The 19,261-nt window shown below is 34.2% G+C and carries 16 protein-coding genes, 2 pseudogenes and 1 riboswitch; of the genes and pseudogenes, 3 read left to right on the top strand and 15 right to left on the bottom strand.

The window, feature by feature from the left end:
- Positions 1-80: 80 nt before the first annotated feature.
- Positions 81-1,004 (bottom strand): citrulline utilization hydrolase CtlX, encoded by a 924-nt coding sequence (gene ctlX / locus ACVBED_RS07695; protein ID WP_447121283.1) that lies wholly within the window; start codon positions 1,002-1,004, stop codon positions 81-83.
- A gap of 101 nt (positions 1,005-1,105) precedes the next feature.
- Between ctlX and ACVBED_RS07690 the strand changes: the two genes are divergently transcribed.
- Entirely contained in the window at positions 1,106-2,095 is a 990-nt protein-coding gene (locus tag ACVBED_RS07690) for a glycosylasparaginase (RefSeq protein WP_473094810.1), read from the top strand.
- A 19-nt stretch (positions 2,096-2,114) separates the two neighbouring features.
- Positions 2,115-2,777 (top strand): copper homeostasis protein CutC, encoded by a 663-nt coding sequence (locus ACVBED_RS07685; RefSeq protein WP_473094809.1) that lies wholly within the window; start codon positions 2,115-2,117, stop codon positions 2,775-2,777.
- A gap of 128 nt (positions 2,778-2,905) precedes the next feature.
- Here the strand turns inward: ACVBED_RS07685 and ACVBED_RS07680 are convergent, their stop codons facing one another.
- The 8 genes from ACVBED_RS07680 to ACVBED_RS07645 all read right to left on the bottom strand — a co-directional run bounded on the left by ACVBED_RS07680 (position 2,906) and on the right by ACVBED_RS07645 (position 15,100).
- Positions 2,906-4,099, bottom strand: coding sequence for a homoserine dehydrogenase (locus ACVBED_RS07680; RefSeq protein WP_473094808.1), 1,194 nt, complete (start codon positions 4,097-4,099; stop codon positions 2,906-2,908).
- Positions 4,100-4,103: 4 nt separating this feature from the next.
- Positions 4,104-5,066: a homoserine O-acetyltransferase family protein gene (locus tag ACVBED_RS07675; protein ID WP_473094807.1), complete on the bottom strand. Its 963-nt coding sequence runs from the start codon at positions 5,064-5,066 to the stop codon at positions 4,104-4,106.
- Between the two features lie 17 nt (positions 5,067-5,083).
- A complete protein-coding gene (locus ACVBED_RS07670; RefSeq protein ID WP_473094806.1) occupies positions 5,084-6,379 on the bottom strand; it encodes an O-acetylhomoserine aminocarboxypropyltransferase/cysteine synthase family protein in 1,296 nt (431 codons plus the stop codon).
- Positions 6,380-6,510: 131 nt separating this feature from the next.
- Positions 6,511-6,616: riboswitch (SAM riboswitch) on the bottom strand.
- Between the two features lie 308 nt (positions 6,617-6,924).
- Positions 6,925-10,176: a S41 family peptidase gene (locus ACVBED_RS07665; protein WP_447121278.1), complete on the bottom strand. Its 3,252-nt coding sequence runs from the start codon at positions 10,174-10,176 to the stop codon at positions 6,925-6,927.
- 388 nt (positions 10,177-10,564) lie between these two features.
- Positions 10,565-11,479 (bottom strand): dimethylarginine dimethylaminohydrolase family protein, encoded by a 915-nt coding sequence (locus ACVBED_RS07660; RefSeq protein WP_473094805.1) that lies wholly within the window; start codon positions 11,477-11,479, stop codon positions 10,565-10,567.
- A 360-nt stretch (positions 11,480-11,839) separates the two neighbouring features.
- Positions 11,840-13,126 carry a citrate synthase gene (locus tag ACVBED_RS07655; RefSeq protein WP_447121277.1) on the bottom strand — a complete coding sequence of 429 codons (1,287 nt, stop codon included), beginning with the start codon at positions 13,124-13,126 and terminating at the stop codon, positions 11,840-11,842.
- Between the two features lie 82 nt (positions 13,127-13,208).
- On the bottom strand, positions 13,209-14,501 hold the full coding sequence (eno, locus tag ACVBED_RS07650; RefSeq protein WP_473094804.1) for a phosphopyruvate hydratase: 1,293 nt from the start codon (positions 14,499-14,501) through the stop codon (positions 13,209-13,211).
- Positions 14,502-14,737: 236 nt separating this feature from the next.
- Positions 14,738-15,100, bottom strand: coding sequence for a GLPGLI family protein (locus ACVBED_RS07645; protein WP_473094803.1), 363 nt, complete (start codon positions 15,098-15,100; stop codon positions 14,738-14,740).
- A gap of 420 nt (positions 15,101-15,520) precedes the next feature.
- Between ACVBED_RS07645 and ACVBED_RS07640 the strand changes: the two genes are divergently transcribed.
- Positions 15,521-15,883 (top strand): hypothetical protein, encoded by a 363-nt coding sequence (locus ACVBED_RS07640; protein ID WP_473094802.1) that lies wholly within the window; start codon positions 15,521-15,523, stop codon positions 15,881-15,883.
- A gap of 122 nt (positions 15,884-16,005) precedes the next feature.
- Here the strand turns inward: ACVBED_RS07640 and rplQ are convergent.
- The 6 genes and pseudogenes from rplQ to rpmJ all read right to left on the bottom strand — a co-directional run bounded on the left by rplQ (position 16,006) and on the right by rpmJ (position 19,232).
- A pseudogene (gene rplQ, locus ACVBED_RS07635) lies at positions 16,006-16,569 on the bottom strand (50S ribosomal protein L17).
- Between the two features lie 30 nt (positions 16,570-16,599).
- Positions 16,600-17,598: pseudogene (locus ACVBED_RS07630) on the bottom strand (DNA-directed RNA polymerase subunit alpha).
- Positions 17,599-17,649: 51 nt separating this feature from the next.
- Positions 17,650-18,204, bottom strand: coding sequence for a 30S ribosomal protein S4 (rpsD, locus tag ACVBED_RS07625; RefSeq protein ID WP_473094801.1), 555 nt, complete (start codon positions 18,202-18,204; stop codon positions 17,650-17,652).
- A 128-nt stretch (positions 18,205-18,332) separates the two neighbouring features.
- Complete coding sequence (gene rpsK, locus ACVBED_RS07620; RefSeq protein WP_090079656.1) at positions 18,333-18,722, bottom strand: 30S ribosomal protein S11; 390 nt, start codon at positions 18,720-18,722, stop codon at positions 18,333-18,335.
- A 12-nt stretch (positions 18,723-18,734) separates the two neighbouring features.
- The gene (rpsM, locus tag ACVBED_RS07615; RefSeq protein WP_473094800.1) at positions 18,735-19,112 is read right to left on the bottom strand and encodes a 30S ribosomal protein S13; all 378 of its coding nucleotides are present in this window, start codon (positions 19,110-19,112) and stop codon (positions 18,735-18,737) included.
- A 3-nt stretch (positions 19,113-19,115) separates the two neighbouring features.
- The gene (rpmJ, locus tag ACVBED_RS07610; RefSeq protein ID WP_007839480.1) at positions 19,116-19,232 is read right to left on the bottom strand and encodes a 50S ribosomal protein L36; all 117 of its coding nucleotides are present in this window, start codon (positions 19,230-19,232) and stop codon (positions 19,116-19,118) included.
- Between the last annotated feature and the right edge of the window lie 29 nt (positions 19,233-19,261).

The following is a 19,261-nucleotide window of genomic DNA, read 5'->3' as shown; positions in this document are numbered from 1 at the left end:
TTACATTTTCATAGTTACTTTTCATTAGAAAACCACCGGAAGTAGTTCGGTGGTTTTGTTTTATTTGATTTTGAGAACTACTAAATTCTAGGCAAAAAAACTTCCGCCAACATGCAGCGTGCGCTTCCGCCACCGTTGGTTTCAATAGTTTCTAAATCAGTATAGATTATTTCGCAATATTTTTCAATCGCTTCAATTTGTTTTGGAACTAATGATTTAAAAGCAGTTTGAGACATAATTAAAAAATTATCGTTTTCCGTATTTTTTACCTGAAGCATATTTCCCGCAAACTGGTGCATTTGATCTTCTGAAATTTCAATAATTTCTTTTCCAGAATTCTTAATGACTTCTATTACTTTTTCGCGCTCAATTTCCGCATCGATACAGTCTAAACAAATCACCACAAATTTTTCACCCACGCACATCATTACGTTGGTGTGATAAATTGGCAATCTTTCGCCATTTGCCGTTTGGAAAGAATGAAAAACCACAGCCTCGTAACCGATTTTTTCACAGTATTTTCTAAATAACGCTTCGTCTAAACGTAATGAAACCGAACCGTAAGCCAACTTCTGATCATGGTCGAAAATCATACTTCCAGTTCCTTCAAGGTATTTTCCCTCATTTTCGGATGCTGAAAGGTCAATAATTTCATTTAGCAAAAAACCTTTATTTTCTACCGCGTCCAAAACTTCATTTCTACGTTCCAAACGTCTATTTTCAGCAAACATTGGATATAAAAAAGCATTTCCGGCAGTATCAAAACTTACCCAATTATTAGGAAAAATAGAATCTGGCGTGTAAGTTTCCGCGCTGTCTTTTACCGTAATCACGTTGATTTTCTTTTCTCGCAATTTTGCCACGAAATCATTAAATTCCTCCAACGCTTTTGCTTGCGTATTACTGGATTCAGTATTGGTTTGGAAATAATTATTTTTCGCCGTTTCAGCGTTGAAACCAAAATTTACGGGCTCAATCATTAAAACCGTATCTGTAGTTTGCATTAATATTACTTTTTTGTAAAATTAACAAATTCTGACGATTAAAGAAAATCATTTAAAAATGAATAATTTTCATTAAATTTATTTCGTTCAAAAATTTTAAAATGAATAATAGAAGAAAATTTCTTAAAAACAGCGCAATTGCTTCCACGGCATTACTTATAAATCCCTTTGATTTATTTGCTAGAAGTAAATTTATACCAACAAAAAAACTAAATCAACCGATTGTAATTTCAACTTGGGACTTTGGAGTAGAAGCAAATAAAGTGGCCTGGGAAATTCTCTCCAAAGGTGGGAAATCTTTAGACGCCGTAGAAAAAGGGGTAAGATTAGTGGAAGATGACCCCAATGAAAGAAGTGTAGGTCTCGGCGGAAGACCTGATAGAGACGGCAACGTGACTTTAGACGCTTGCATAATGGATGAAAACGCAAATATTGGTTCAGTCGCTTGTTTAGAATTTATTAAAAACCCAATTTCCGTAGCGAGAGCCGTTATGGAAAAAACACCCCACGTAATGTTAGTTTCCGATGGTGCTTTAGAATTTGCACTTTCTCAAGGTTTTAAAAAACAAAATCTTCTCACACCAGAATCTGAAAAAGAATGGAAAGAATGGCTGAAAACTTCAAATTATAAACCTGTCGCAAATATTGAAAATCACGATACAATTGGCATGATCGCAATGGATAAAAACGGAGATCTTTCTGGCGCCTGCACCACTTCAGGGATGGCTTATAAAATGCATGGAAGAGTCGGTGACTCGCCAATAACTGGTGCCGGACTTTATGTGGATAATGAAATTGGCGCTGCAACGGCAACTGGACAAGGTGAAGAAGTGATAAGAACTTGCGGCACACATCTCGTTGTGGAACTAATGAGACAGGGAAAATCCCCGCAAGTGGCTTGTGAAGAAGCCGTAAAAAGAATTTTAAAACTTGTTTTAAATAGGAAAAAAAATCCGGAAGATATACAGATTGGCTTCATTGCGCTCAATAAAAATGGTGAATATGGTGGATATTGTCTTCAAAAAGGTTTCAATTATGCGGTGCAAAATAAAAATGAAGGCATTCTTGTAAAATCAAAGTTCTTAATTTAAAATAACTTAAATAAATAAAATGCTGGAAATTGCTTGTTTTGAAATTACTTCCGCAGAAGTCGCTTTGCAGTCTTCCGCTGACAGAATAGAACTTTGCAAAGAAATTACACTCGGTGGATTGACGCCCGAAATTGAAGAATTTAAATTTTTAAAAGAAAAATATTTAAAGTCAATTTACGTGATGATTCGTCCAAAAGGTGGCGGTTTTTTTTATGATTCAGAAGAGTTTTCAGGAATGATAAAAAGTATTGAATTGTACAAAAATTCGGGCGCAGACGGTTTTGTTTTTGGGGTCTTAGATGAAAATAATGAAGTTGACAAAGTAAGAAATTCCTTTTTAGTTGAACTCGCAAAACCAATTCCTTGTACGTTTCACCGCGCTTTTGACAGAACTAAAAATTTAGACAAATCTTGTGAAACCTTGATTGAAATTGGTTTTAAAAATATTCTTACCTCCGGCGGCGAAAAATCGGCAATGGAAGGAAAAGAAAATTTAAAAAAGTTAATCGAAAAATATTCTGACAAAATAAATATTTTAATTGGCGGAAATGTGCGTTCTGAAAACATCGAAGAATTAAAAAATTTCACAAACGGAAAATTCTTTCATTCTTCTGCAATTCCCAGTTATGAGCAATTCGCGAGTGATGAAGAAATCCGGAAACTCAAACAGTTTTCTGTTTAGTTTTAACCACAAAGTCACAAAGATTTAAATTAATTTTTAATCAAAGGGACACAAAGTATTATGTTTTTTAGATTTATTATTTCAGTAATTACTTGGTGAAATGCTTTGTGACTTTGTGGTTTATCCTTTTAGCACAAATCAATCAAAACAAAGGAAACATCATCCGGATTTTCAGTTGAAATTTGCTTTAAATTTTTAAAACTGATATTTCCCACAAAATAGGCTTCCTCTTTATTGCCATAAAATTCTTCAATTTCATCAAAATATGGTTTAAAAAAATCACTTTTGTTAACAGAATGTCTGAATAAAACTTTCAGATTAAAATCTTCCGTTAAACGGAAACCTTCATTTCTTTCTATCTTTTTATATTCATATTTATAATCATAACCCAAGGCGGAAATATCGGATAAAACCGCACTTGCGGTCGGAAAAGAACCCGCACCACGACCGGAAAAAAATTGTTTATCCGCAAACGCAGTTTGAACTTTTACACCATTAAAAACGTCATTTACATTGGAAAAAGAACTATTAGAAGCAATAAATTTCGGAATTACCAAAGCTATAATTTCCTTGTTGTTTTTCTTATGGGCATAAACTAATAATTTTATTTGAAGATTTTTTTCTTTTGCATAAGCTAATTCTAACGCTGATAAATTCTGAATTCCTATATTAAAAACGTCTTCCGGTTTGGTAATAATTCCAAAAGAATGCGCCAATAATATCTGAAGTTTTGAGCGCGCGTCAAATCCTCCAATATCTAAAATCGGATTACTTTCTGCGTAACCTTTTTCCTGTGCTTCTTTTAAAGCTAGTGGAAAACTTAAATCTTCATAAAATATTTTACTCAAAATATAGTTGGTAGAACCATTCACAATTCCTTCCAAAGATTGCAGAAAATCATTATTATAATATTCTTCTAAATTCCTGATAATAGGAATACTGCCACAAACTGCCGCTTCATAAAGAAAAGAAACTTCATACTTTTTCTGTAAATCATATATTTCCTGCAAATGCTCTGCAATCATTTTTTTATTGGCAGAAACAACCGACTTTCCTTTTTCCATCGCTAGTTTTACGATTTCAAAAGCGGCTTCAGAATCATCTATTAATTCTACAACGGTATTGATTTCGTCATCATTTAGAATATCATATTTATCGTAATAAAAGTTATCCGCTGAAATGTTTCGTTGCTTTTCCGGATGTTTGACCACAATTTTTTTAATTTTTGCTTTTAGATTTTTTGCCTGTTGCAAAACCTCATATAAACCGCTTCCAACAACGCCATAGCCAAATAATCCTATTTTTAATTTCTTCTTTTTCATTTTTTTAATTATTCTTATTGTCAACGTTTAATTCTGAAAAAAAATTTAGTAGAACCGTTGCAATTTGTTTTGTTTCTAACAAAAACCCATCATGTCCGTACAATGATTTTATGATTTCTAACTTGGCATTTTTTATGTTTTTTGCTAAATAGCCTTGCTCTGAAATCGGAAAAAGCAGATCACTTTCAACGCCAATAACTAAAGTTTTGGCCGTAATTTTAGACAACGCATTCTCCAGCGAATTTCGCTTTCGACCCAGATTATGACTGTCCATACTTTTAGATAATATCCAGTAACTTTCCTTTGTAAATCTTTTCTTTAATTTTGCACCTTGGTAATTTTGGTAAGTCGCCGCCCGAAAATTTTCTAATTTTTCTTCACTATCCTCTTGGGTTTTTTGAAAGGTTTCATAATTACGGTAAGAAAGCAGCGCAATGGCTCGCGCTGCTTCAATTCCATTTTCACCAGAATTTAATGCCATTCTTTGGGCTTCATTAAACGCAATTCCCCATGCCGAATGCTTTGCATTAGTAGCAATTAGGCACAAATTCTCAATGAAATTTGGATTTATAACCGACCATTCTAAAGCTTGCATTCCACCGAGAGAACCACCAATTAACATATCAATTTTAAAAATTTGAAGAAAATTCGCTAATCTTTGGTGCATTTCTACCATATCTCGAATAGAAATTAGTGGTAATCTTTCTTCAGATTTAAATGAAGTTCCATAACAAGAGCCTAAAATATTTGCACAAATCAGGGTATAATTTTCAGAATTAAATACCTCACTTTTTCCAAATAAACCTTCCCACCAGTCTTCAACATCTGAGTTTCCGGTCAAGGCATGACAAACCCAGATTATTTTTTTCGATGAAGAAAATTCACCAAAAATCTGATAAGCAATGTTAATTTCGGAAATTTTAATACCAGATTCAAGAACAAAATCTTCTGTTTTAAAATGTTTCAATATCTAAATTTTAAAAATTAAATCCCGGCAAATCCGCGGTTGATATCATCTAAAATATCATCTATATGCTCAATTCCTACACTGATGCGAACTTGTCCAGGTTTGATTCCCGCGTGCAATTGTTCTTCTTCAGAAAGCTGCTCGTGAGTAGTAGAAGCAGGATTAATAATTAAAGTTTTAGAATCACCCACATTGGCAACGTGGCTGATTAGTTCTAAACTATTGATGAATTTTATCGCAGATTCTTTTCCACCTTTTATTTCAAAACTTAGTACGCCACCAAAACCATTTTTAAAATATTTTTTTGCATTTTCATGATCGGGGAAACTTGGCAAACCTGGATATAATACTTTTTCAACTTGTGGATGATCTTCCAAAAATTCTGCGACTTTCTGCGCATTTTGAACGGTTCTTTCTAAACGAAGCGATAAAGTTTCAAGACCATGAATTAAAAGAAAAGAATTAAATGGCGAAATAGTTGGACCAAAATCTCGAAGACCTTCTACTCTCGCTTTTATGATGAAAGCAATATTTCCAAAAGAGCCGTTAACACCAAAAACATCAGAAAAAATCAAACCGTGGTAACTTTCTGAAGGCTCAGAAAATTGTGGAAATTTCCCACTTCCCCAATCAAAATTTCCGCCATCTACGATAATTCCACCGATGGAAGTGCCGTGACCGCCGATCCATTTTGTAGCAGATTCTACCACGATATTTGCACCATGTTTTAAAGGTTGAAAAATAAATCCACCCGCACCAAAAGTATTATCAACGATTAAAGGAAGATTATGTTTTTTTGCAACTGCTGCAATTGCTTCAAAATCTGCTACATTTAAACTTGGATTACCGATGGTTTCAACATAGATGGCTTTTGTATTTTCATTGATTTGTTCCTCAAAATCTTGCGGTTCGTCATCTTTTGCAAAGCGGCATTCGATCCCTAATTTTTTAAAAGTTACTTTAAACTGATTAAAACTTCCACCGTACAAATACGGCGAACTCACGAAATTATCTCCAGCCTGAAGAATATTTGTAATTGCTAAAAACTGTGCGGCATGACCAGAACTTGTTGCTAAAGCAGCAACTCCGCCGTGTAGCGCAGCAACTCTTTTTTCAAAAACATCCGTTGTCGGATTCATTAAACGGGTATAAATATTTCCGAATTCTTTTAAACCAAAAAGATTAGCAGCGTGCTGTGCATCGTTGAAAGTATAACAAGCGGTTTGATAGAGCGGAACCGCCCTGGAATTTGTGGTTGAATCTATGGTTTGTCCCGCATGAAGTTGCAATGTTTCAAATTTTAAATTGCTCATATTTTAAATAATTTTATTTTAAATGTTGTGCAACTTATCTTCTGAAAAGCTTACCGAAAGAGCATAAAAAAACTCTTTCGATAAGACGAAAGAGTTTGATATAAATGTATAATTTTTATATTTCTGTTTCTGACTTATCTTTCCCGCCATTGCGAGTTGAATTTTGCACCTTATTTATTTCTAAACAGGTTGCCAAAGTTTCACCGGGTCAATTCCCTCCACTTTTCTAAATAAGTTGCGATGTTTTAAAGAACGTAATTTCTGGTGCAAAGATAGAAAGGTTTTTTAAATCTCCAAATTTTTAATTAAAAAAATTGATAATAATTTAATTTGTTCCCTAACCAATCTCAATGTTGAACATTTGAATAATTCATCCATCTTCATTTTCAAAACTCGGTACCACAAAAATTAGTTTATAATCCGAAATTGATACCGTCTTCATCGTCTTCAAGCTTCAGTTTTTTTAAAGACGCCTTGGCAATATTTCCGCCTACCTACCATCGGCAGGCGGAATTTACTTCTTGGAATATTGTTTTTAGCCGGATTTATTTTTTTACTTCTTTCAACATTTCTTTCACGGCAGCTTCCAATTGTTGGTCTTCGCCGTTCAAAAATTTATTATAATCGTTATTTACCTTAATATCAGGTTCTAGTTGATGATTTTCTGTAGCCTGGGTTTCGCCAGCACCGTAAGTAGCAATCATTGGTATACCGAAATAAATGGTTGGATCTATTTGTGTTTCCCACCAAACTGCGGTTCCGGTTCCTGCAACAGGCATTCCAATTAATTTACCCAATCCTAATTCTTTATATGCATAAGGAAACATAAAAGCATCAGAATAATTGCCTTCACTCATTACTACGCAACTTGGTTTAGTCCATTTATTCATCGGCTCGCCACCTGTAGTGATATTCCCTTGTGGGCGTAAAGTAAAATATTCTTTTCCTCCTAAGAAAGTAACCAAATCATCATGCAACCAACCGCCACCGTTAAAACGAGTATCTACAATTAGCGCTTCCTTCTTCACGTTTTTACCTAAAACTTTATCAAAAGTCACCCTAAAACTTGGGTCGTCCATACTTCTTATATGCACATAACCAACTCTACCACCAGAAAGACTATCCGTTAGTTGGGCCATCTTATCTGTCCAACGTTTGTAAAGTAAAACACCGCTTTCCACACCAACTGATATAGGTTTTACAACTTCGCTAATGGTTTTATTTGTTTTTGGATCGTGGAAATCTATTCTCGTAAAATTACCTTCTTTATGGTTTAGAAAAATTGCCCAATCAACATCAGCTGTTATCTCGTTACCATTTATTTTATCGATGATCATTCCTGCTTTCATCTCGGTTTTCGCTTTATCAAAAGGTCCGGCAGCTATTATATCTTTTACCACCAAGCCGTCACCGCCTTTGGTAACATCATATAATAAACCTAACGCAGCTGTTGCATCAGCATTCATTTTTTTAACTCTGTACCCACCACCTGTATGTGAAGCATTTAATTCTCCCAAAAACTCGCTCAATAAAACTTCAAAATCATAATTGTTATTAATATAGGGAAGAAATTTGCTGTAAGTAGTATGATAACCATCCCAATCTACCCCTTGCAGTTTTGGGTCGAACAGTTTTTTCTTCACCTGTTTCCAGGCATGATCAAACATATATTTCCGCTCTTCAGATGCATTCAATTCCATAGAAGCATCAATTTTCATTGGAGAAACTTTACCGTCATCAACACCTACTTTCATGATGTTGCCACCAGCCAAAACAAACAGATCTTTGCCGTCATTGCTTAATTCCAAACTGCCATCAGTTACGCCCAATTTCGCCAAAACTTTGGTTTCATGGGTACGAGGCATCGTCATCCATAAATCATAACCTTTTTCATACTTTGCTAAATAATATAATTTTTCACCATCTTTTGATAAAGCTACACCACCGATATCAGTAGAGCTGATGGTCAATCTTTTGGTTCTGTTTTCTAAATTTTTAAGATTAGGTTCAAATATAGGTTTTTCTTCTTTTTTTACTAACTTGATCTTTTTAGATTTAACGTCATTTTTATCACCGATTTTAGTACTATCTTTCTTTTCTATTTCTTTTTGTAAATCGAAATCTTCTTTGCTTAGTTGGTATTTATCCCGAATATCTTGATCAAAAAACATGGCGTAAACGTCACTTTGGCTGCCTCTACTCAAGTTTTTCATCCCATCTTTATCGGTAATCCAATACATCATTTTGCCATCCATCCCAAACTGAGGATGATAGTCGTTAAAGCCACTTTCTGTCAAATTTACTCGTTTGCCTGTTCCGTCTGCTTTTAGTAAAACTACTTCTGGCGAAAACCAACCGCCGCCTTCGCTAGATTGTGCTAACAAGTATTTGCTATCTGGCGACCATGTAAAATATTGATCACCATCAGAATAAGAATAATTTAATTTCTCTGGTAATACTGTTACCGTTTTTTTGGTGGCGATGTCCAATACTTTTAAAATATTTCTCTCTTCTAAGTAAGCTATTTTCTTTCCATCGGGAGAATAATTTGCTTGAAATTCATCCTTATCCGTATTAACAATAGGTTTGGTATTGATTACTGTAGAAGCATAGAAAAATTTTTCTAATGGATTGGCTAAACTTGCTTCATAAATATCCCAGGAATTATCATTTTCTACTGAATAAAGCAGCTTTTTTCCATCCGGACTAAAGCTTACCATTCTTTCTTGATAAGGAGTGTTAGTAATTCTTTTTGTAGTAGAACCATCAACGGCTGTTACAAAAATTTCACCTCTATAAACAAAAGCAATTTCCTTTCCGCTTGGTGAAACCGCTATCTCTGTTGCGTTTTCTTTAACAGGAACGGTTTCAGTTTGGTCCGTAGCAAAATCAGCACCGATTGTAAAGTTTAAGATTTTAGGTTGCCCACCTTCTTTTAATAAATAGATATTTCCATCTTGTGTAAAAGCAAAAGTACCATCATTAGCTCTAGATAGATTTCTTACCGGATTTTTATCGAATGTAGTAAGTTGAGTAACATTATCTGAAGCAGTAACAGACGATTTAAACAAATTTTGATTTCCTTTTTGTTCACTCAAATAATAAAATGTATTACCATCACCCCAAACAGGTTCGCGGTCTTCGCCGATGAAATTTGAAACTTTTTTATATTGGTTAGTTTTTAAATCTAATACCCAAATATCTCTGGTAATGGCAGAAGTATGGTGTTTACGATAAGCATTTTCATATCCTTTTCTGTCTTGATAAATAATTTTATCACCCGTCGAATTCAAATGAACATATTCTGTTCCTGCCGAATTTATCATTACGCTTCTTCCTCCTTTTACGGGAACTTCATATAATTTATTCCAATAAGCATCCCCTGGGAAACGAACAGAAGTATAAACATCATGACGATTAGAACCAAAAAGTACTTTTTTATCATCAATACTGAAATCATAAGGAATATCTTTATCGGAATTATAAGTTAATCGGATTGCAGAACCACCATTTGCCGACATGCTGAAAACGTCAAAATCACCATTACGGTCAGATGCAAAAGCGATTGTTTTACTGTCATGGCTCCAAATTGGATAACCGTTATAATCTGATGTAATTGTCAATGGCAAAGCTTGCCCACCGTTTGTTGAAACCTTAAAAATATTTCCTTTATACTCAAAAGCAACCCATTGTCCATTAGGCGAAATAGCAGGTTGCTGCATCCATAAAGGTTGTTGTGCTTTTGCCGCGATAAAAAATAAAGTTAAGAAAATGAAGGAGAGTAAAAATTTTTTCATGTTTTCTGTTTTTGATTTAGATTCTAAAAATAATGATATACAATGGTTATTTAAAATGTGTAATATACAAAACCTCTTTTGAAACAAATAACCTACAGAGAAGATAGTCCAATGCTTTTTCCTTAGTTATTCCCAACTTTATTCTCAGATATTTTTAAATCCTTTGATAAGTTTTGTTCTGGTAAATCCTGATCGATCACTTCAACAATAAAGTCAAGTTTGGCAACCCGATAAAAATTAGCAAAAATGTCGGAATATTTATTTAATTTATCCAGCTATTTTGTGGATCTTCTAAGCTGAGCTCGTTTCTAAAGATAATTTCTACTGCAAAGCCTGAAAGGTTTTTAAATCTCTAAATTTTTAATAAAAAATTTGATAATTATTTATTTCACTCCCTAACCAAAGGCATTGTAGAGCATCTGAAAAGTCCACCCATTTTAGAAATTTCCCGGTATGGTATTTCTTCTACGGTTATTCCCCATTCATTTCTGAGGTGATTATTAAGTCTTGTAAATGCTTTATCTGACACGACTACTTCAGGTGAAATTGAAAAGACATTTGGAAACATGTCAAACATTTCTGCGTCGGTCACATGAAAACAGTTTTCTTCCCCGAAAATATCGATGATTAATTGATAGTCACTTTCATCTACAAATCCATTTTTATAAATGATGCATTTATCCTTACCAATTGGATTAAAAGTACAGTCTAAATGTAAAATTCCCTCATAAGGCAATTGATCATTCTTCTTGAGTTCAAAATCTAAGATCCTCTTTTTAGGAAAATATTCTTTTAGAATTTCTATTGCATACTGATTAGTTCGGGCAGTTTTAAAATTGCGGTAATCTTCACTGTAACAAGTGCCAATGAAAATAAAATCATTCCACACAATTACGTCGCCACCTTCAATATGAGCAGTTTCAGGAAGATTTATAATATCCCGCCATTTTACTTTTTCGAAAATTTTTCGGTAAGCTTCTTGTTCATCAGATCGGTCGTGAATAACGTTTGAAATAATCATTTTATCTTCAATCACGAAGGCGACATCTCTAGCAAAAACCTGATTATAATCTTGTATAACATTTGGGCGAAACACTTCTACCTTATATTTTTCAAGAATCTTTTCAAAAGCGGTCATTTCTAAAGTAATATCTTTTTCTACAGGATAAGTGTCATTTTGTAAAGTATGATAAGATTTTGCATCGTAACTTTCTTCCAAAGTAGGAACACCGCCCATCGATTGGGGCTGACCTAAGACGACAGATATTAATTTTCCGGTTTCGTTTTTAATGTTCAGTTTCATAGATTGAGAATTACACAAATATAGGGAAAAGAACCAAGCGGAAATAACCTAGAATCAAGTTTAAAAAGAGATTTCCTACAGTCTAAATATTTTATAAAACAAGCGAATTCTATTTTACGAAAATTACGCCCGGGCTCGAATGGAAAGCCTTTTTTAGCTGGTGAAAAAATGGTAAAAAAATCGATTTAGTTTATTATTTATTTTTATTTAAATCATCGAAACTCGTTCCTCGTTTTGAAAAAAGAAGACGGAAAAGGCGCCAAAAAAAATAAAAAATAACTTTCGACATTGTCAAATATGCTCTAAAAAAAATCCCTTTTAAATAAAATTAAAAGGGAGATTTATATTATTTAATGAGAATTATCTTTTGCTCATTTCCACATAATCACGTGGAGTTGCACCTTGGTAAACCTGTCTCGGTCTACCGATTGGATCGTTGTGCAGGCGCATTTCTTTCCACTGAGAAATCCAGCCGGGAAGTCTGCCTAAAGCAAACATCACGGTAAACATTTCTGTGGGAATTCCTAAAGCGCGGTAAATAATTCCAGAATAAAAATCTACGTTTGGATAGAGTTTTCTTTCGATGAAATATTCATCTTCCAAAGCTACTTTTTCTAACTGACGCGCAATGTCTAAAGCTTTATCTTCAATTCCTAAAGCTTCAAAAATATCGTCTGCGGCTTTTTTAATAATTTTAGCGCGCGGATCAAAGTTTTTATAAACTCTGTGACCAAAGCCCATCAAACGGAAATTATCATCTTTATTTTTTGCTTTTTCAACATATTTTGCAACATCGCCGCCGTCATTGTCAATCATTTCAAGCATTTCAATTACTGCTTGGTTTGCACCACCGTGAAGTGGTCCCCAAAGTGCAGAAATCCCTGCGGAAACAGAAGCAAATAATCCAGTATGTGCAGATCCAACCATTCTCACGGTAGATGTAGAACAATTTTGCTCGTGATCTGCGTGAAGAATTAATAATTTATTTAAAGCATTGACAACAGTCGGATTGATTTCGAAATCTATGTTTGGAACGCGGAAGCACATTTTGTAGAAATTTTCTACGTAATTCAAGCTGTTGTCACCATGGTTAATTGGCAAGCCCATTTTTTTACGATAAGTCCAAGCGCAAAGGTGTGAAAATTTAGCAATTAACATTTCTGCAGCGTGGTCCAAATCATCTTTAGAATGCACATCAACAGCTTTCGGATTAAAAGCTGTAAGGGCAGATGTCATTGAACTTAACACACCCATTGGATGCGCAGAACGAGGAAAAGCGTCGATCAAACGCTTCATTTCATCTGCTACGAAATTGTATTTTTTTATACCATTTTCAAAAGTGGCAAACTGATCTTTATTGGGTAGATTTCCATGCAACAGCAAATACATCACCTCCGAAAAATTCGATTTTTCAGCAATTTGTTCAATGGGGTAACCTCGGTAAAATAGTTCACCTTTATCTCCATCTAAATAGGTAATATCGCTTAAAGTAGCGCCTGTATTTTTGTAACCTAAATCTAACGTAATTAAACCGGTTTGATCTCTCAATTTAGAAATATCAATTCCGCGGTCTCCCATTGTGCTTTCAATAATAGGATATTCGAACGATTTTCCGTCATAATTAAGAGTAACTTTATTATCTGACATATATTTTAAATATTTTTATAAATTTAAGAAAAATTGCCCATTAAACAAAGATGAGACAATGAATTTTGATGATATTTATCTATTATCTTTTTATTTTAAATGCATCAAGACCCGGGAAAATGGCAGTATCGCCCAACGCTTCTTCAATTCTTAGCAGCTGGTTATATTTCGCCATGCGGTCTGATCGTGAAGCTGAACCTGTTTTAATTTGTCCGCAATTCATTGCTACTGCTAAATCTGCGATTGTAGAATCCTCAGTTTCACCTGACCTATGAGACATCACGGTAGTATATTTATTATTTTGCGCCATTTGAACGGCCGCCATAGTTTCAGATAAAGTACCGATCTGGTTTACTTTAATTAATATAGAATTGGCGATATCATTTTTAATTCCTTTGGCTAAAATCTCAGTATTAGTTACAAATAAATCATCACCCACGATCTGAACGGTTTTTCCTAATTTTTCTGTTAAAAGTTTCCAACCTTCCCAGTCGTTTTCATCCATGCCATCTTCAATCGAAATAATTGGATATTTTGAAGCGAGTTCTGCTAAATATTCAACCTGTTCTGCGCTTGTTCTAATGGCTCCATTTTCGCCTTCAAATTTTCTGTAATCGTATTTTCCATCCACATAAAATTCTGACGCAGCGGAATCTAAAGCAAACATGATATCATCACCTGCTTTGTAACCCGCATTTGCAATGGCTTGCGTTAAAGTATCTAATGCGTCTTCAGTTCCGTCAAATTTTGGAGCGAAACCGCCTTCATCACCAACTGCTGTCGACAATCCTCTCTTTTTTAGAATTGCTTTTAATTCGTGAAAAATTTCCGTTCCCTTTTGTAAAGCGTGGGAAAATGAATCTGCTTTTACCGGCATCACCATAAATTCTTGAAACGCAATTGGCGCATCAGAATGTGAACCGCCGTTGATGACGTTCATCATTGGAACAGGAAGTGTGTTTGCGTTGACGCCTCCAATGTATTTATACAAAGGGATTTTTAAATCTAAAGCCGCTGCTTTTGCAACTGCTAAGGAAACGCCTAAAATTGCGTTGGCTCCAAGGTTAGCTTTATTAGGCGTTCCGTCCAGCTGAATCATCAAATGATCAATATAATTCTGCTCAAAAACAGAAATACCAATTATTTCTGGTGCTATTATTTCTCTTACATTTTCTACGGCTTTTAAAACGCCTTTGCCACCAAATTCTTTTGCATTATCACGTAATTCCACAGCTTCATGCTCGCCTGTTGAAGCGCCAGAAGGGACTGCTGCTCTACCCATAGAACCATTTTCTGTATGAACATCAACTTCTATTGTTGGGTTTCCTCGGGAATCTAAAATTTGACGTGCTTCAATGTAAGAAATGTAACTCATGATTTTATAGTAATATATATTTTGTTAATAATTGAATGTGCGCAAATTTACGGAATATTTGGGGAAAATGAAAAGGTGTAAAACGCAGATTTTCTTTTTTGGGATTTTAAAAATTTTAATCTTTTCAAATGCAAAAATGAATTGTTTTGTTTCAGAAAGTTACGGTTTCAGTAAATCTATTTCTAAAATATTATTGTCAGCACCTATTTGTCTCATTTTAGAATCTGAAATTTTCTTCAGAAGTTCATATTGTCGGGAGAAAGATCTTCTTTGCTTTTAACAACACCTTTTTGCCGCCAACTTTTCATTGGGTCATTTCTGTAATCTTTAAAAAGTGTAATATATTTTTCTCTTGAAATAACAATCGGTTTTTTATCGGTTGTCAACGCATTTAATTCTGAATTTTTAAGTTTTAAAATTGATCTTAGCACAAAAATATGAGATTTAGTCTCATCCCAAATTTTTGTAATTAAACCTGGCAAACCATATAATTTATAAGGGCCGTCTTGAATTGGAATTTCGGTTGAAAACCATGCAGTCCATTGTCGTCCCGCAAAATTCCCTGTCGCTTTTTGAGATTTCCATGCGCCAATTTGCATAGTTTCAGAGAAATTTTCCAAATTATTTGCCGGTCATCTTTCACTTCAAATAAGTCTTGCTCGACTTTTGAAATAAGAGTAACGTTATATTTGGGATAGGTTTTAAAGACTCTATCCGAAACATTAAACCATGAATCACCATAACTCTTAGCTAAAGAATCTTGTTTAAAATTATCATAACTATAAAATCCTGAACCTTCTGTAAAAGTATCTAAATAATAAGTTTCCTCATCAATCACTTCTGTTTTGGTTGAATCCTTAACTGATCTGTGATCATAAATGAATCTTGTATTTTGACTTTTAAAGCCAAGACTATTGATAAATAAGGTGCAAATAATTAACTTATGCATTTTGAGATTTTAGAGATAATTTTAACTAAGATAAAAATATTTCTCTAACTTTAACATTAAATAAAACATTATGAAAAATAGAATATTGATTACCACAATGATTGGTTTAAGTTTAATGGCCTGTAAAAAGGAAAATAAAATGACTTCTGAAAATGAACCGCAGACAGTTAATTCTTTAAAGATGGACGAAAGTAAAACTTTCACCTATCTTGCAACAGATGGAAACCGGGCTAATCTTAGTTTCCAAAACAAAGGAAATGACCGCACAATTACTATTAAGGCGAATAATATGAAATATGTTTTAGATAAAAAAGATGGTGATCAAAATTCTGAAGTTTATGAGAGAAATGGCGTGCAAGCCAAAATAACTAAAGATTCATTGATGATTACACAAGGTGATAAAGTAATTCCTTTGGTCTTAGAAAAATCGTAAGAAATGTAAAGTTGCAACGTGTAAAATATATTTAAAACGCTAAACTTCAAGCTTGAACTTAAATAAAAAAATCCGTCCAGAAATTAATCAGGACGGATTTTGTATTTAAAACTTTTAGAAATTTATTCTGCAGTTTTTTCTTCTGTTGTATCAGCAGCTTCTACTTCAGATCCTTCAGCGTTGGCAACTGGTGCCTCAACTTTTTCACTTTTAGTCTCTACTTTTGCATCAGCAATAGTTGCAACTGGTTCTGCTTTCTTAGCAGTTGAAGCTTTTCTACTTCTTCGCGTAGTTTTCTTCTCAGCTTCGTTAGGATTGTAAATATCGTTGAAATCTACTAATTCTATCATTGCCATATCAGCATTATCTCCTAAACGATTTCCAACTTTAATGATACGTAGTGTATACCACCTGGACGGTCTGCCTACTTTTAGCAGCTACGTCTCTGAACAAGTCAGTTACGGCATATTTGCTACGTAAGTAAGCAAAAACGATACGACGATTGTGTGTAGTATCATCTTTAGATTTTGTATAAGAGGCTCAACGAATTGTTTAAGCGCTTTTGCTTTAGCAACCGTAGTGTTAATACGTTTGTGCTCGATAAGAGAACAAGCCATATTAGCTAACATAGATTTTCTATGTGCAGTCTGTCTGCTTAAGTGATTGAATTTTTTTCCGTGTCTCATTGCTATGTAAATTTATACTTACGGCTTAGATTATTCTTTATCTAGTTTGTATTTTGCTAAATCCATACCGAAGTTCAAATTTTTAACTGCAACAAGTTCATCAAGCTCAGTTAAAGATTTTTTACCGAAATTACGGAATTTCATTAGGTCATTTTTATTGAACGATACTAAATCACCTAAGTGTATCAACTTCAGCCGCTTTCAAACAATTTAGCGCTCTTACAGAAAGATCCATATCAACTAGCTTAGTTTTAAGCAATCTGTCTCATGTGTAATGATTCTTCATCATACTGATTCTGTTTGTGCAATTGCGTCAGCCTCGAGAGTAATTCTCTCATCAGAGAACAACATGAAATGGTAGATCAAAATTTTAGAAGCTTCAGTAAGGCATTTTTAGGGTAGATGGAACCATCAGTCTCAATATCCAAAACAGTTTTTCATAGTCAGTTTTTTGCTCTACACGGAATTTTCAACACATATTGGACATTTCTTAATGGAGTGAAGATTGAATCGATCGCAATCGTACCAAGTGCAGAATTTGCAGCTTTGTTTTGATCAGAAGGAACATAACCTCTACCTTTTTCTATATTAAAAGTCATTTCAAAAGTAATATCTTTTGTAAGATTACAGATAACCAGTTCAGGATTTAAAACTTGGAAACCTTGAAATAGAGCTACCGAAAATCACCAGCTGTTACAGTTTCTTTACCTGAGATAGATATACAGTTACCTGATCTGCAGAAGCGATATCTTCAATTTGCGTTTGAAACTCAATTGTTTAAGATTAAGGACTAATTTCTGTAACGTCTTCAACAACACCTGAGATAGTTGAAAATTCGTGCTCTACACCTTCTATTTTAATAGAAGAAATAGCGTATCCTTCTAGAGAAGAAAGCAATACTCTTCTCAAAGCATTACCGATCGTAAGACCAAAACCAGATTCTAAGGGTCTGAATTCAAACTGTCCTTTAAAATCATCTGATTTTATTAGTATTACTTTGTCGGGTTTTATAAAAGTTAAAATTGCCATATTATTGGGTTGAGCAAAAATTTGATTATTATTTAGAGTATAATTCGACGATCAACTGTTCTTTGATGTCTTCAGGAATCTGAATTCTTTCAGGAGCTGAAGTAAAAGTTCCAGTTTTGGTTTCGTTATTGAAATGTAACCACTCATAATCATGATTTGATAAGCTAGAGAGTCAGCAATTATTTCAAGAGATTTAGATTTCTCTCTAATAGCAATCTGGTCACCAGCTTTTAATAAATAAGAAGGAATGTTTACCAATTCTCCGTTCACAGTAATGTGACGGTGAGAAACAAGTTGTCTTGCACCAGCTCTTGTTTTACCAAAACCTAATCTATAAACAACATTATCAAGTCTAGACTCACAAAGTTGTAATAGTACATCACCTGTAATACCTTTGCTGCTTTGGGCTTTTTCAAAAAGATTTGAAAATTGTCTTTCTAAAATTCCGTAAGTATATTTTGCTTTTTGCTTTTCCATTAACTGGATCGCATACTCAGATTTTTTAGCACCTCTTCTTCTGTTCGGTCCAGTGTTGCCCGGAGGGTAGTTTCTCTTTTCGAAGCTCTTATCGTCTCCGAAATATTGCAGCGCCAAATTTTCGTGCAATTTTTGTTTTTGGTCCTATATATCTTGCCATTTAAATTTTTAAGATTTTAGATTAAAAAATTTAGTTCTGATGAATCAATAATGGATATCCAATCTTAAAATAAAAACTAAAATTTAATATTCCTAGATTATACTCTTCTTCTTTTTGGAGGTCTACATCCGTTGTGAGGCATTGGCGTAACGTCAATGATTTCGCTCACTTCAATTCCTGAATTGTGAATAGTTCTGATTGCAGATTCTCTCCCTGCACCAGGTCCTTTCACATAAACCTTTACTCGTCTAAGACCCAAATCGTGGGCTACTTGTGAGCAATTTTCTGCAGCCATTTGTGCTGCGAAGGGAGTATTCTTTTTAGAACCTCTAAATCCCATTTTACCAGCAGAAGCCCAAGAAATAACTTCCCCTGCTTTATTGGTTAAAGAAATAATAATATTATTGAAAGTCGCTTGGATATGAGCCTCGCCGATTGCTTCAACTTTTACTTTTCTCTTTTTTGTTACTTTAGTCTGTTTTGCCATAATTCTTACCGATTATTTACTTGCTTTCTTTTTGTTAGCAACCGTTTTTCTTTTTCCTTTTCGGGTTCTAGAATTATTTTTTGTTCTTTGTCCTCTTAAAGGTAATCCTAGTCTGTGACGTATTCCTCGTTGGCAACCAATGTCCATCAATCGCTTGATGTTTAATTGTGTTTCAGAACGTAATTCACCTTCTACTTTTACGTTTTCAGTGATGTAGTTTCTGATTAATGCCAATTCTTCGTCATTCCATTCGTTGACTTTCTTGTCTTCGCTGATCCCAGCATTTTTCAAGATTTGGGCTGATGTACTTCTACCTACTCCGAAGATGTAAGTAAGTCCAATTACGCCTCTTTTGTTTTTAGGTAAATCAATACCGGAAATTCTCGCCATAATTTAGCCTTGTCTTTGTTTAAATTTTGGGTTTTTCTTGTTGATCACGAAAAGCACGCCTTTACGGCGAACGATTTTGCAATCAGCACTTCTTTTTTTAATAGATGCTCTAACTTTCATTTAGTACTTTTTTTTAATTTTACAACGGT

Source organism: Halpernia sp. GG3, assembly GCF_052976925.2.
Note: the sequence above shows the minus strand (reverse complement) of the source record. Positions and strands in the feature narration are given on the sequence as shown.

Bases quoted from the DNA above. Each gene is read 5' to 3' on its own strand.
- eno (WP_473094804.1), bottom strand. From the start codon at position 14,501: ATGAGTTACATTTCTTACATTGAAGCACGTCAAATTTTAGATTCCCGA.
- ACVBED_RS07690 (WP_473094810.1), top strand. From the start codon at position 1,106: ATGAATAATAGAAGAAAATTTCTTAAAAACAGCGCAATTGCTTCCACG.
- ctlX (WP_447121283.1), bottom strand. From the start codon at position 1,004: ATGCAAACTACAGATACGGTTTTAATGATTGAGCCCGTAAATTTTGGT.
- rpmJ (WP_007839480.1), bottom strand. From the start codon at position 19,232: ATGAAAGTTAGAGCATCTATTAAAAAAAGAAGTGCTGATTGCAAAATC.
- ACVBED_RS07665 (WP_447121278.1), bottom strand. From the start codon at position 10,176: ATGAAAAAATTTTTACTCTCCTTCATTTTCTTAACTTTATTTTTTATC.
- ACVBED_RS07640 (WP_473094802.1), top strand. From the start codon at position 15,521: ATGAAAAATAGAATATTGATTACCACAATGATTGGTTTAAGTTTAATG.
- rpsK (WP_090079656.1), bottom strand. From the start codon at position 18,722: ATGGCAAAACAGACTAAAGTAACAAAAAAGAGAAAAGTAAAAGTTGAA.
- ACVBED_RS07685 (WP_473094809.1), top strand. From the start codon at position 2,115: ATGCTGGAAATTGCTTGTTTTGAAATTACTTCCGCAGAAGTCGCTTTG.
- ACVBED_RS07645 (WP_473094803.1), bottom strand. From the start codon at position 15,100: ATGCAAATTGGCGCATGGAAATCTCAAAAAGCGACAGGGAATTTTGCG.
- ACVBED_RS07680 (WP_473094808.1), bottom strand. From the start codon at position 4,099: ATGAAAAAGAAGAAATTAAAAATAGGATTATTTGGCTATGGCGTTGTT.
- ACVBED_RS07655 (WP_447121277.1), bottom strand. From the start codon at position 13,126: ATGTCAGATAATAAAGTTACTCTTAATTATGACGGAAAATCGTTCGAA.
- rpsM (WP_473094800.1), bottom strand. From the start codon at position 19,112: ATGGCGAGAATTTCCGGTATTGATTTACCTAAAAACAAAAGAGGCGTA.
- ACVBED_RS07670 (WP_473094806.1), bottom strand. From the start codon at position 6,379: ATGAGCAATTTAAAATTTGAAACATTGCAACTTCATGCGGGACAAACC.
- ACVBED_RS07660 (WP_473094805.1), bottom strand. From the start codon at position 11,479: ATGAAACTGAACATTAAAAACGAAACCGGAAAATTAATATCTGTCGTC.